The sequence below is a fragment of the Mogibacterium kristiansenii genome, assembly GCF_009695905.1.
Classification (GTDB): Bacteria; Bacillota; Clostridia; order Peptostreptococcales; family Anaerovoracaceae; genus Mogibacterium_A; species Mogibacterium_A kristiansenii.
This window is the reverse complement of record NZ_VUNA01000003.1, coordinates 99,407-113,421: the sequence shown is the minus strand read 5'-3', so window position 1 is coordinate 113,421 and position 14,015 is coordinate 99,407. Positions and strand designations below refer to the sequence as shown.

At 55.7% G+C, this 14,015-nt stretch carries 9 protein-coding genes and 1 riboswitch; of the genes, 8 read left to right on the top strand and 1 reads right to left on the bottom strand.

Annotation, left to right across the window (positions count from 1 at the left end):
- Positions 1–47: 47 nt before the first annotated feature.
- The 6 genes from FYJ65_RS02455 to FYJ65_RS02430 all read left to right on the top strand — a co-directional run bounded on the left by FYJ65_RS02455 (position 48) and on the right by FYJ65_RS02430 (position 9,570).
- The gene (locus FYJ65_RS02455) at positions 48–389 is read left to right on the top strand and encodes a metal-sensing transcriptional repressor (RefSeq protein ID WP_154553768.1); all 342 of its coding nucleotides are present in this window, start codon (positions 48–50) and stop codon (positions 387–389) included.
- A gap of 18 nt (positions 390–407) precedes the next feature.
- Positions 408–2,990, top strand: a complete 2,583-nt coding sequence (locus tag FYJ65_RS02450; RefSeq protein ID WP_154553767.1) for a heavy metal translocating P-type ATPase — start codon at positions 408–410, stop codon at positions 2,988–2,990.
- Between the two features lie 164 nt (positions 2,991–3,154).
- Positions 3,155–3,985 (top strand): hypothetical protein, encoded by an 831-nt coding sequence (locus FYJ65_RS02445; protein WP_154553766.1) that lies wholly within the window; start codon positions 3,155–3,157, stop codon positions 3,983–3,985.
- A gap of 21 nt (positions 3,986–4,006) precedes the next feature.
- A complete protein-coding gene (locus tag FYJ65_RS02440; protein WP_206157281.1) occupies positions 4,007–6,946 on the top strand; it encodes an insulinase family protein in 2,940 nt (979 codons plus the stop codon).
- Between the two features lie 48 nt (positions 6,947–6,994).
- The gene (gene pyk, locus FYJ65_RS02435; protein ID WP_154553764.1) at positions 6,995–8,422 is read left to right on the top strand and encodes a pyruvate kinase; all 1,428 of its coding nucleotides are present in this window, start codon (positions 6,995–6,997) and stop codon (positions 8,420–8,422) included.
- A 35-nt stretch (positions 8,423–8,457) separates the two neighbouring features.
- Positions 8,458–9,570 carry a hypothetical protein gene (locus FYJ65_RS02430; protein ID WP_154553763.1) on the top strand — a complete coding sequence of 371 codons (1,113 nt, stop codon included), beginning with the start codon at positions 8,458–8,460 and terminating at the stop codon, positions 9,568–9,570.
- Positions 9,571–11,046: 1,476 nt separating this feature from the next.
- Here the strand turns inward: FYJ65_RS02430 and FYJ65_RS02425 are convergent.
- Complete coding sequence (locus FYJ65_RS02425) at positions 11,047–11,724, bottom strand: YdjY domain-containing protein (protein ID WP_154553762.1); 678 nt, start codon at positions 11,722–11,724, stop codon at positions 11,047–11,049.
- Positions 11,725–11,900: 176 nt separating this feature from the next.
- Positions 11,901–12,099, top strand: a riboswitch (cobalamin riboswitch).
- A gap of 191 nt (positions 12,100–12,290) precedes the next feature.
- Here FYJ65_RS02425 and FYJ65_RS02420 point away from each other — a divergent pair.
- Together FYJ65_RS02420 and FYJ65_RS02415 are read left to right on the top strand one after the other, a co-directional pair.
- Positions 12,291–13,436: a sirohydrochlorin cobaltochelatase gene (locus FYJ65_RS02420; protein ID WP_154553761.1), complete on the top strand. Its 1,146-nt coding sequence runs from the start codon at positions 12,291–12,293 to the stop codon at positions 13,434–13,436.
- A 74-nt stretch (positions 13,437–13,510) separates the two neighbouring features.
- A complete protein-coding gene (locus FYJ65_RS02415) occupies positions 13,511–13,999 on the top strand; it encodes a hypothetical protein (protein ID WP_235898174.1) in 489 nt (162 codons plus the stop codon).
- Positions 14,000–14,015: the final 16 nt, after the last annotated feature.

Sequence of the window (14,015 nt, the reverse complement as noted above, 5' to 3'; positions counted from 1 at the left end):
ACGGCAACAGCCGGAAAGGAACCAACATGGATAACGAACACAACGAAATGATAGAGAAATCTAGCGAGCAAACTTGCGAGAACTCCAGCGAGCGCTCTTGCTGCTGCGGGACGAGGCACAAGAAAAGGACGGAAGAGGAGCAGAAGGCGCTGCTTACCCGGCTGCGTCGAATCGAAGGACAGATTCGGGGCTTGGAAAAGATGGTAGAAAACGACGCCTACTGCCCGGATATTTTGGTGCAGTCTTCTGCGGCCACCAGTGCATTGAACAGCTTCAACAAGGTGCTGTTGGGATGCCATATCCGAAGTTGCGTGGCCGAAGACATCCGTTCCGGCAAGGACGAGACTGTGGACGAACTGTGCGAGCTGCTTCAGCGCTTGATGAAGTAGAATAAGGAGGATTATATTTTGGAACAATATATCGTAACGGGAATGACCTGCGCCGCCTGCCAGGCCCACGTGGAAAAAGCCGTGAGCGGCGTGCCGGGGGTGGACCGCGTGAACGTATCGTTGCTGACCCATTCCATGACGGTGGAAGGCGCAGCAGCGCCGGAGTCCGTAATTTCTGCGGTGCAGAATGCGGGCTACGATGCGGAGCTAAAAAAAGAATCCGCCGGGCAGGGACGTCCGGGGATGACCGAGCGTTTTCAGGCCGAGGAGGATGCCCTCCGGGATCGGGAGACCCCGAAGCTCCTTCGCCGGTTAAAACTCTCCATCGGCGTGCTTTTGGTGCTCATGTACATCACCATGGGCCACAATATGCTGGACTGGCCGGTGCCGGAATTTCTGAACCACAACCACATTGGCCTTGGCATTTTGCAGATGTTGCTGGCTCTAATCATCATGACCATCAATCGGGACTTCTTCCGCTCCGGCTTCAAATCCTTGCGGCACGGAGCGCCCAACATGGACACTCTGGTGGCCCTGGGCTCCGGCGTATCCTTTCTATGGTCCCTGTTCATCCTGCTGAAGATGACATATATGATCACCGACGGCACGGATAACATGGCGCTGATGCCGCTGTACCACAACCAGCTGTACTTCGAATCCGCGGCCATGATTTTGGCCCTTATCACCATCGGGAAGACTCTAGAATCCATTTCCAAAGGCCGCACCACCGATGCCCTGAAGAACCTGTTGCAGATGGCGCCAAAGACCGCATTGCTGGAACGAAACGGCGAGCTGCAGGAAGTACCGGTGGATTCGGTACAGATCGGAGACATCTACATTGTAAAATCCGGCGACGCCATTCCGGTGGACGGGGTGGTGCTGGAAGGCACGGCCGCCGTGGACGAATCTCCGCTGACAGGGGAATCCGTACCGGTGGACAAGGCGCCGGGAGATTCCACCTCCGCCGCCACCATCAGCCAATCCGGCTATCTTCGGTGCCGGGCAGCTCGGGTGGGAGAGGATACCACTTTTGCCCAGATTATCCGGTTGGTAAGCGATGCGGCAGGCACGAAAGCCCCGATTGCCCGGATTGCGGATAAAGTCTCCGGAATTTTCGTGCCGGCGGTAATCGGCATCGCTGTCCTGGTCTTCGCTCTTTGGATGCTGCAGGGGGCGGCAGTGTCCCGGGCACTGGAACACGCCATCACCGTTCTGGTAATCTCCTGCCCTTGCGCCCTGGGGCTGGCAACCCCGGTGGCCATCATGGTGGGAAACGGAATGGGCGCCCGGAACGGTATCCTGTTCAAGACTTCGGAGTCACTGGAAAACGCGGGTAAAATCAATATCATCGCCCTGGACAAGACCGGTACCATTACGGAAGGTCGGCCTAAGGTGACGGATCTCCTTCCGGCGGAAGAAATTTCGGAAGAAACGCTTTTGAAATATGCCGCCGCGCTGGAGGAACGCAGCGAGCATCCTCTGGGAAAAGCCATTGTGGAATATGCCGGAGAAAAGGCGGGGGAGACGGAAGTGAAAGATTTCCGAGTACTCCCGGGAAACGGCTTGCAAGGCTCCGTGGATGGCGGTACTATAGTGGGAGGTTCAGAGAAATTTATCCGAAGCCGGATTTCCGTTCCGGAGGAATTCACGAAGGCCTCCGCCCGGTTGGCTGCCTCCGGCAAAACGCCGATTTATTTTACCCGGAATGATGAGATTCTGGGAATTATCGCCGTGGCGGATACGGTGCGGGAGGATTCCCGGGAAGCCATTGCGCAGCTGCGGAACATGGGCGTGGAAGTGGTCATGCTCACCGGCGACAACCGGAACACGGCGGAAGCCATCGGCCGAGATGCGGGCGTGAAGCATGTTATCGCCGGGGTGCTGCCGGAAGGAAAGGAGCAGGTGATTCGCCGGCTTCAGGAGCACGGAACCGTGGCCATGGTAGGGGACGGAATCAACGATGCACCGGCCCTGACCCGAGCGGATATCGGCATTGCTATCGGCGCCGGAACGGATGTGGCGGTGGACTCTGCGGAAGTGGTATTGATGAATTCCCGCCTTTCCGACGTGGCGGCGGCCGTTCGGCTGAGCCGGGCCACCCTTCGGAACATCCACGAAAACCTGTTCTGGGCCTTTGCCTACAACATCCTGCTGATTCCAATGGCAGCGGGGCTGTATTCCGGGATTAGCTTGAACCCAATGTGGGGCGCGGCGGCCATGTCCCTGTCCAGTTTTACGGTGTGCATGAATGCCCTTCGCCTGAACCGTTTCCGGATGCAGGATGCAGGAAAAGATCGACCGCTTCGAAAACAGGCGACATCGATGGAAGAAATCGAATATGAAATGGAATCGTTGTTGAAATCTAATGAAACAGAGGAGGAAAAGGAGATGACAACAGAAGTAAAGATTAAAGGAATGATGTGCGCGCACTGCGAGGCTCACGTGAAGAAGGCACTGGAGGCACTGGATGGCGTGGAGAGCGCGGCACCGGATAAGGATGCCGGCAATGCGGTGCTGACTCTTTCCAAGGATGTATCCGCCGATGCGGTCAAAGCAGCGGTCGAAGATGCGGGATACGAATTTCTGGGAATGACCGAATAAGAGGTGTAATCCTGATTCTCATCGGAATCGAAATTTTCGTAACGGGAATATAGATAAACAGAAAACGGCGCTCCTGACGGGTTCAGGGGCGCCGGATGTTTTTTGCGTTCAATCCGGGGATAGGGTATAATGGGGCATAGTTTCGAAATCAGGAGGAATGGGAAATGACGAATAATACAAAAAAAGAATGGACGCCGGGCAAGCGAATCCGGCACGGATTGATATATGGATTTTGCACGGCACTGCTGGTGCTGGTGCTGGAAGGCGCGCTGCGGGATTACGTGGTGGAAGGGGCGTTCCATCTGAAGATTGGTACCACGGCCGGCGGCCTGGTGCTGGGCGTGCTGATGGCAGCAGTGGAGGAATTCCTCTGCTGGTATTTTCTGTGCCGCAGTGAGAAGCAGCCGGGTTTCGACCGGTATGCCTTCCGGAGCTATCTCCATTCGGGCTTCTGGATTGTCCTGGGCTTTGTGGGACTGCTCTCGGCACTCACCACTTTGGGCGGAGGTGCGGTTCCGGCGGACGTGCGCTGGAACACCATTTTGAGCCCGTTCTTCACCATGGTGATCATGAGCTGCCTGCTGTGGAAGGGGTCTCGGGAAGGCGCGATGATTGTTCCGTGGTTCATCCACGCTTTGTGGCTGTGCCCGCTGCTGATGGTGCTTCCGGGAAATGAAGTTACATCCGATATGGACCGAACCGTGGTGACCTTCGTTCTTGTTTTTACCCCGGTGTTCTACGTGGCGGCGATGGTTCTTTTTATAAGAAACCGAAAGAAGGTACGGGATCCGAAGGAGTACATTCCGGCGGGACACGCCGTTTCCCTGCGGGGCAAGAAGAAGTCCCGAGAAGAGGAACAGCCGGCGCTGAGCCAGGCATTTGCAGAGGCGGCACCGGCGGAATCTGCGGAAGAAGCGGAAGCGGAGGACGCGCCGGATGTTGCGGAGGTGACGGACCGGTATGCGGCAGAAAAAGTGGAAGATCACTACCTATAATATAGAAGAAAGGGAATGCGTATGACGATGCAGGAGCGTAGAGAGTTGGAAGTAAATGAGGTGCTGCACGGGTTTCGGGTGCAGCGGCGGGTGCCTTTGGAGGAGCTGCAGGGAACCCTGATTCAGATGGAGCACGAAACCACCGGGTTGAAGCTGATTTGGCTGGATCGAGCGGAGGAGAACAAGACCTTTGGGATTGCATTCAAGACGCTGCCGTGGAACGACACCGGGGTGTTTCATATTTTGGAACATTCGGTACTGTGCGGGTCGGACCGGTATCCGGTGAAGGAGCCCTTTGTGGAACTGGTGAAGAATTCCCTGAACACATTTCTGAATGCCATGACTTTTCCGGACAAAACCTTGTATCCGGTGGCCAGCAAGAATAACAAGGATTTCATCAATCTGATGCGGGTGTACATGGATGCAGTGCTGCATCCGGCCATCTATCGGAACCCGAACATTTTCCGGCAAGAGGGCTGGCACTACGCCTTCGACGAAGCCGGGACGCCGTCTTACAAGGGCGTAGTGTTCAACGAAATGAAGGGGGCCATGGCCAACGCCGACGAGCTGCTGGAGGATGCCATGTGTCAGGCGATGCTGCCGGATACGCCGTACCGATTCAATTCCGGTGGCGATCCGAAACACATTCCGGATTTGACCTACGAGGATTTCATCCACACCCATCGGAAATTCTATGCACCGTCCAACGCCTACATCTGCCTGGACGGAAATCTGGATATCGACGAAGTGCTGGGCATTCTCCAGGACGAATACCTGAAGGATTTTGGACGGACCGAGCCGGTTCACTTCCCGCCGAAACAGGCGCCGGTGGACGGCGGAAGCCGCACGGTTACCTACGAGATTGCGCCGGATGAGGAGAACGAACCGCGGATGCGGATTGCCTGGGGCGGCGTGATCGGCGATTACGATGACCGGGAGAAGCTGGTGGCCATGCACGTGCTGCACAGCGTCATCGCCCACAACAACCACTCCCCGCTGGTAAAATGCATTCTGGACAGGGGCCTGGCCGAGGACGTAATCGTCTCCGTGATGGATTCGGTGCGGCAGCCCTACGCCCGTATCGAAGTCCGGAATTATGCACCGGAGAATACGGATCTCATCCGCACCTTGATTCACGATGAGCTGAATCGTCTGGTAAAAGAAGGATTAGACCGGGAGGAGCTGGATTCCGCCCTGGCCAATACGGAATTCATCATGCGGGAACGGGATTTCGGATCCTACCCATCGGGCTTAATCTACAGTTTTAACATCCTGGAGAGCTGGCTGTACGGCGGAAAGCCGGAAGCCAACCTGCAGGTGGGAGATATTTTCGAGAAGCTTCGGGAGAAAGCCGATCAAGGGTATTTCGAGGAACTCCTTCGGGCGGTTTATCTGGATAACGATCACCGCTGTGAGGTTATTATGGAACCTTCCCGCAGGGCGGGCGAAGAACGGCGAAAGGCAGAGGAACGGCGACTTCGGGATGAGGAAGCATCCTGGGATTCGGCGGAGAAGGAAACTCTTCAGCGTCAGGAAAGAGAACTGCAGAAATGGCAAGAGGAAACGGATTCGGAGGAGGATCTGCAATGTCTGCCGCACTTGACTTTAGCGGATATTCAGGATATGCCGGAGGATATCCCGACGGAAGTGCGGGACATGGAAGGCACCAAGGTGTTGGTGCACGACATCCCAACCGGCGGAATTCTGTACGTAACGGCATTTTTCGACATTACGGACCGGACCGAAGAAGAGCTGTCTCGGATTTCATTCCTGACGGAAATCCTGGGCAAAATCGCCACCCGACGGTCCACCGCGACGGATCTGCTGAACCGGAGCCGCCTGTACTGCGGAAACATTGATTTTAGCACGGCAACATTCTCGAAGAACAACGACGGAGAATCCTATAAAGCGAAGCTGGTCGCTACTTTCAGCACTTTGCCGAAGAATTTGGAAGCGGCGGTGGCCTTGGTAACGGAAGTGCTGAGTGAAACGCAGCTGTTGGACGAAGAGGCGGTTCGAAATCTGCTGAAGCAGGACCGCGGAGACATGCAGCAGCAGATGGCCATGGCGGGCCATTCCCTGGGACTGCGCCGTCTGACGGCCATGTTCACCGGCGCCGGTGTGGTAAATGAATGCACCGACGGACTGACCTATTACGAGTGGATGAAGAGGCAGGAAGAGAATTGGGACTGGACCTCCTTCCAAAACCTCCTGACCGAGGATCTGCACCGCTGCGTAAACCCGAACAAAATGATGCTGAGCATCACCGGGGGCACGGAGTCCGACGTTCAGACGCTGGTGACGGAGTTCCGGAACGGCTTGCCGTCAGAGGAATTCGAAGGGGCTTCGTCGGAAGCGGAAGGGCAGCCGGCGGTTCGTCCGTGGGGCGCCCGGAAAGAGGGTATCGTAATTCCGGCGGACATCTCCTTCGCCATCCGGGGCGGAGATATTACCAAGTTCGGCGCGCAGTGGAACGGGGAACTCTCCCTGGCGGCACGGATCGTTTCCTACGCCTACCTCTGGAATATCATCCGGGTGCAAGGCGGTGCTTACGGAACCGGCCTGACCGCCGGCGTGTCCGGCCTGACGGCCTGCTACTCCTACCGGGACCCAAAGGGTGCGGAGTCCTTGCAAAAATACGAAACCGTGGGAACCTTCCTGAAGGAGTTCACCGACGCCGATCCGGACCTTACCGGATTCATCATCGGGGCGGTGTCCGAGTCCTCTCGCGTACTGACGCCGCGCCTCAAAGGAAACGGGGCGGACAGCATGTACCTCAGCGGGCGGACCTACGAGGACCGCTGTACCGAGCGGCGGCGGGTGCTGAATTCCACGCCGGAGAAGCTGGCGAAGTATGCGGAACCCCTGGCAAAAGCCATCGCCGAAGGGGGCATCGTGCTGGTGGGCGGAAAGAACCAGCTGGAAGCCTACGGCGAGCTGGACCGGGTGATTACGGTATAGAAATAAGATTGAAAAGAGAGAAATAGATGAACTAAAGGGGGTATGACCATGAGAAAAACGAAAATAATCTGCACCATCGGACCGGCCAGCGAGTCGGAAGCTGTTTTTACCCAGATGTGTAAAGCGGGACTGAACGTGGCTCGGCTGAACTTCTCCCACGGAAATCACGAGGAACATCTGAAGCGGATCCGGACGATTCGGAAGGTTCGGGAGGAGCTGAAGCTTCCGATTCCAATCATGCTGGACACCAAGGGACCGGAGTACCGTATCGGCGTGTTCAAGGATCATCGGGTTACCCTGGCGGATGGGCAGGATTTCACCTTCACCACGGAGGATATCGAGGGGGATGAGACTCGAGTTTCCGTAAGTTACAAGGGATTCGCCAAAGATCTCCGGAAGGGCGATCGGGTGCTGGTGAACAACGGCCTGGTGGTGTGCACGGTAAAAGAAATTAACGGCAATGACGTGCTGTGCCGGGTGGATATCGGTGGCGAGCTGTCCGACCGGAAGAGCATGAATTTCCCGGGCCGGCTGATGAGCAATGCGTTCCTCAGCGAACAGGATAAGAAGGATTTGCTGTTCGGCATCGAGCAGGACGTGGATTACGTGGCGGCGTCCTTTATGTCCACCAAAGAAGATGCACTGGAGATGCGGAATTTCTTGGATGAGAACGGCGGTCAGGACATCGATATCATCGCGAAAATCGAGAACCAATCCGGCGTGGACAATGTGGAAGCGATTTCGGAAGTGGTGGACGGCATCATGGTGGCCCGGGGGGATCTGGGTGTGGAGATTCCCTTTGTGGAAGTTCCGGCGATTCAGAAGCAAATCGTCTCCAAGTGCCGGATGCTGGGAAAAAGAGTTATCGTGGCAACGGAAATGCTGGAATCCATGATTCACAACATTCGTCCGACCCGGGCGGAGATTTCCGATGTGGCCAACGCGGTGTACGAGGGAGCTTCGGCGGTGATGCTGTCGGGAGAAAGTGCCGCCGGAAAATATCCGGTGGACGCGGTTCGCACCATGGCGGAAGTGGCGGAATATACGGAAGAAAAAATCGATTACCGGAATCGGTTCCGCAAAACAGATTTCACCACGAAGAATATTCTGGACGCCATTTCCCACTCCGCCTGCCAGATGGCCATCGATGTGGAAGCGAAGTGCGTGATTGTCAGCTCCGTCAGCGGACTTACCGCGCGGATGGTAAGCCGTTTCCGAAATGCGGTGCCGATTATCGGAACCACCATTCGCCCGAAGGTATACCGGAAGCTGGCCCTTTCCTGGGGCGTCATTCCGGTGCTCTGTGAGGAATACGAATCCATGGACGTGCTGTTCTTCCATGCCATGAAGGAAGCCACCCGGATTCTGAACCTGGAAGTGGGGGACAACGTAATCATGATGGGCGGAAAGCTCAGCGGTATCACCGGAAATACCAATATGATTAAGTTCGAGACCATTAAGCGGATCTACGAATAGAAAAGCTAAAACCCTGCACGGTCAGCAATCACTTGATGCTGACCGTGCAGGGTTTTTTATTGAAGGAAGAATGCGGCGGGTCGGCGGGCCAGGTTCGCGCCCGCCTGCCCGCAAAGCCAATGAACTCGGTTTTCGAGCGCGAACCCCGGGGCGAAAAAAGCAGAAAAGCCGGCCCGGCGGCCGATCCGGTTCGCGCCCGCTTGCCCGCAAAGCCAATGAATTCGGTTTCCGAGCGCGAACCCCGGGGCGAAAAAAGCAGAAAAGCCGGCCCGGCGGCCGATCAGGTTCGCGCCCGCCTGCCCGCAAAGCCAATGAATTCGGTTTCCGAGCGCGAACCCCGGGGCGAAAAAAGCAGAAAAGCCGGCCCGGCGGCCGATCCGGTTCGCGCCTGCCTGCCCGCAAAGCCAATGAATTCGGTTTCTGAGCGCGAACCCCGGGGCGAAAAAAGCAGAAAAGCCGGCCCGGCGGCCGATCCGGTTCGCGCCTGCCTGCCCGCAAAGCCAATGAATTCGGTTTCCGAGCGCGAACCCCGGGGCGAAAAAAGCAGAAAAGCCGGCCCGGAGGCCGATCCGGTTCGCGCCCGCTTGCCCGCAAAGCCAATGAACTCGGTTTTCGAGCGCGAACCCCGGGGCGAAAAAAGCAGAAAAGCCGGCCCGGCGGCCGATCAGGTCCGCGCCCGCCTGCCCGCAAAGCCAATGAACTCGGTTTTCGAGCGCGAACCCCGGGGCGAAAAAAGCAGAAAAGCCGGCCCGGCGGCCGATCCGGTTCGCGCCCGCTTGCCCGCAAAGCCAATGAACTCGGTTTCCGAGCGCGAACCTCGGGGCGAAAAAAGCAGAAAAGCCGGCCCGGCGGCCGATCCGGTTCGCGCCTGCCTGCCCGCAAAGCCAATGAACTCGGTTTCCGAGCGCGAACCCCGGGGCGAAAAAAGCAGAAAAGCCGGCCCGGCGGCCGATCCGGTTCGCGCTCGCTTGCCCGCAAAGCCAATGAATTCGGTTTTCGAGCGCGAACCCCGGGCCGAAAAAAGCAGAAAAGCCGGCCCGGCGGCCGATCCGGTTCGCGCCCGCTTGCCCGCAAAGCCAATGAACTCGGTTTCCGAGCGCGAACCCCGGGGCGGGAGTACCCAAGATTCTTTTCTTAAGAAATCTTAAGAAACTTTTTTTGTATAGCAATGTTATTTTAATTTCTAGATGGTACAATTATGAAAATGAATGAAAGAAAGTGGTGTTCTGTGTATAAAGCGGAGGGCGGAGCGATGAGAAGATATATTGAGATTATTATCGGGTGTGCACTTGTTGGAATTTCGATATTGGTGCAAATGCGATACATTCAGGCAATAAAAAAATATGATTGAAAAACCTATGGGAATACATATCACCTACTTTGCATAAGTTTGCTTTCCGAACTTCCGATAATTTGGATGTACCGGAATTCTATTGCGGCAAACCAACAGGAAATCACCGGGATTGTTCGTGCCCTTATTTTTATTTTGGTTGTGCAAACGCTTCTTAGCGCAGTACTCAGTTTTACTTATCGGAAAAAGAAGTAATCGGTTATTTCAGAGAGGATTAGAATTGACGACGAAAAGGGGCAGAGGAAGCATTCGTCGTCAATTCTTTCTCCTTTGGAATTATGATGAGAAGAAGAGATGCACGAAGGCCCACGCCCCTTCGTGCATCTCTTTTCATCTGAACGCGGCCCGGATGCGGTGCGCCCCGATTCAATTCGCTCGTGTACTTGGGTGCAGGCTTTGCTGCGGGTTCGGCGCACCTCTAATTCGGGCCGCTTGCCGGGAAGTGGTGGAAAAGTGATGCAGGAACGCTCCGAAAAGAGGTTCCTGCATCACTTTTTAGGAAGCGCCGGGCGGTCAGCCCATCCGACCCTAGAGACGTGGTGCCCCGCGACGAAGGAACAAGGGTTAGCGGGGAGCGGAGCACCACGCCCAACTTGCCGGCGCCCCATCCGGCCCTAGAGACGTGGTGCCCCACGACGAAGGAACAAGGGTTAGCGGGGAGTAAAGCACCACGCCCAACTTGCCGGAGGCCCATCCGACCCTAGAGACGTGGTGCCCCGCGACGAAGGAACAAGGGTTAGCGAGGAGTAAAGCACCACGCCCAACTTGCCGGAGGCCCATCCGACCCTAGAGACGTGGTGCCCCGCGACGAAGGAACAAGGGTTCGCGGGGAGCGGAGCACCACGCCCAACTTGCCGGCGCCCCATCCGACCCTAGAGACGTGGTGCCCCGCGACGAAGGAACAAGGGTTTGCGGGGAGCGGAGCACCACGCCCAACTTGCCGGCGCCCCATCCGCCCCTAGAGACGTGGTGCCCCGCGACGAAGGAACAAGGGTTAGCGAGGAGTAAAGCACCACGCCCAACTTGCCGGAGGCCCATCCGACCCTAGAGACGTGGTGCCCCGCGACGAAGGAACAAGGGTTCGCGGGGAGCGGAGCACCACGCCCAACTTGCCGGAGGCCCCAGCAGGCCCGCTCCCCGCCCGGCTGCAATAGCAAAGCCGGTAAATCAAAAAATCGGGAGTTGCCCGCGGACAGCTCCCGATTTTTATCTGCATTTGTAATCCTGATTTTTAATCCTGCGGCTGTGCAGGATTCTTTCCCTTCGTGAACCCTTATTTTACCAGGGTATAGGTAACCTTTACGGTTTCGCCGTCGTCCGGAAGGTTTGCCGGCTTGTATTCGATCATCATCGGGGTGTCGAATCCGGAAGTGATTCCCATGTAGCATCCGCCGAAGCAGGTGATGCACCCGGTCTTTGCGCTGCGCTGGTTTTCCAGGTTTCCGGAGAATCCTATTTCGTAGCTTCCGTCATATGCCTTGCCCTTGTAGGTAGGATCGGTGATGACATCCTTCAGGTCGTAGTCCTTGCCGCCCCAGGAAACGGTCACCTTGAACTTCGCGAAATCAGAGTGGCCGGTGCCTTCCTTCAGCAGGTCCTCGATGGACTGATCTTCGCCGAACTCGGTATCCGTGTCGTTCCAAACTTTCTCGCCGGCAACTTCGGTCAGTGCCTTGTAGAAATCATCGGTGGTTACGGCGGTGTTCAGGATGGACTTCTTTGCCATGGATCCGTCCTTGTTTACGATGAACCAGTGCTTCGGGCTCTTTACCGCACCGTTTACCACGCAGTCGATGGATACGGTTCCGGCATCCTTATCGACGGTCGCCTCGGTGCTTGCTTTCTCGGACGCTTCTTTCGACTTCTCGGACTTGCTGCCGCAAGCGCTCAGTGAGAACATTGCAATCAGCGCGATGAGAAGAATCGGTAAAAACTTTTTCATCTTTTTCATATTATCCCTCCAAAGTAATTCCTTAAAAGATTCATAATTAACTTTCATCAATATAATATAACGAGAGAAAGAAGTCAAGGCGACCACCCGGCGAAGGGAGAGGAGCTGACGCCATAGAGGCGGATGAACCAATTGACAACCTTTTTGGTATGTGATAAATTTAAAGATAACTTAAAAAGGTTTTACGCGATTCAGGTGCCGGCCGTTTCCGATACAAATGGGAAACCGGGGCCGGTGAAAAGGGAATCCGGTGAGAATCCGGAGCGAAGCCGTCACTGTGTTAGGGAGTGAATCCGCAGCATCACTGGAAAAGTCCGGGAAGAGCGGAGGAGCGATAATCGAAGTCAGGAGACCTGCCTGAGTCGGGGATAGGGATTTGCGGTACTCGAATCCGATTCCGGGCAGAACAGCGAAGCACTCTTCCAAAGCAGGGACTACAAACGCTTTGAAGAGCGGCTTTTTCGGTATGTTCTTTTGAAAACGCCCCCGGAGACAGAGGAGGGAAGGGCTGCATGTTCGGCAGCCTTTTTGTGTATCCAAATCACTGAGGGAAAAGGAGATTTAAGATGAAAAAGAAAATGCTGTGGGTGCTTCTGGCCACAGTGACCTGTGCGCTGGCACTGACGGGATGCGGCAAATCCGATCAGGACAAGGCGGATGAAGTGGCGGAGAAAATCGATGCCATCTATGTGCAGAATTGGACGGAAGACACGGAGAAGCAGTGCAAAGAAGCCAAAGATGCTTGGGATGCATTGACTGAGGATCAGAAGAAAATGGTCAAGGGAGAGAATGCGGACCCGGATTATTTTGGCAAGGATACGGGGGATGCGTCCAAGGACGATCCGCTGAACGAGAACAAGATTGGAGACAAGGAAATTCTGGTGGTCAGCTTCGGAACCTCCTTTAACGACAGCCGTGCCAAGGATGTAGGCGGCGTGGAGAAGGCCATTCAGAAGGCGTATCCGGACTGGTCCGTTCGCCGGGCGTTTACCGCGCAGATCATCATCAACCACGTGCTGGCCAGAGACGGCGAGAGCATCGATAACGTGAATCAAGCGCTGGAGCGGGCGGTACGAAACGAGGTAAAAGAGTTGGTAATTCAGCCGACCCACCTGATGCACGGTGCGGAATACGACGAGCTGATGGATTCCGTGAAAGAGTATAAGGGCAAGATCAAATCCATCAAGGTTGCGGAGCCGCTTCTGGGTGAAGTGGGCAAGGATGCTTCTAGCGTAAACGCCGACAAGGCAGCCGTTGCGCAGTACATTACAGCGGAGGCGGTAAAAAAAGCCGGATTCGGAAGCCCGGAGGATGCCGCAGCGTCCGGCACGGCGTTCGTGTTCATGGGGCACGGAACCTCCCACACCGCAAAGATTTCCTACAGCCAGATGCAGAAGCAGATGGAGGATCTGGGATATTCCAACGTATTTATCGGAACGGTAGAAGGAGAACCGGAAGATACATCTGCCGAAGCGGTAATCAAAAAGGTAAAGAAGGCCGGATACAAGAAGGTCATTCTCCGTCCGCTGATGGTAGTAGCCGGCGATCACGCCAACAACGATATGGCGGGTGAGGAAGAAGATTCCTGGAAGAGCCAATTCGATGCATCCGGTGCGTTCAAATCCGTCACCTGTCAGATTGAGGGTCTGGGCCGGATCGACAGCGTGCAGCAGCTGTACGTGAAACACGTGGCGGAGGCCATGAACAAGTAGCATAAACCGTATTGAAATTTACAATAATTCACATGCGTCGAATCGAAAATTAGAATGAGGAGAACCATATATTAATGAAGAGAATTGAAATGACAAAGAAGAGCAAGTTATGGCTGATTGCAGCGCTGTCCGCCATCATGATTTTCACCCTGGCAGCCTGCGGCGGCTCCGACAAGAATTCCTCCGGCCTGGAGGACGGTACCTACACCGCGGAGTTCACCACGGACAGCCGCATGTTCCACGTAAATGAGACCAAAGACGACAAGGGCACCCTGACGGTAAAGGACGGAAAGATGACCATTCACGTGACGCTGGCCTCCACCCATATCGTGAACCTGTATCCGGGAACTGCAGCAGAGGCTAAGAAGCAGGATAAGGACGACCTGCTGCAGCCGACGACGGAGAAGGTGAAGTACGATGACGGAACCACCGAAGAAGCCTACGCCTTCGATGTTCCGGTGCCGGAAATCGACAAGGAATTCGACTGCGCCCTGATCGGCACAAAGGGAAAGTGGTACGACCACAAGGTAAAGGTCACCAATCCGGTGAAAGAAGATAAATAGAGATGAACAGGATGCA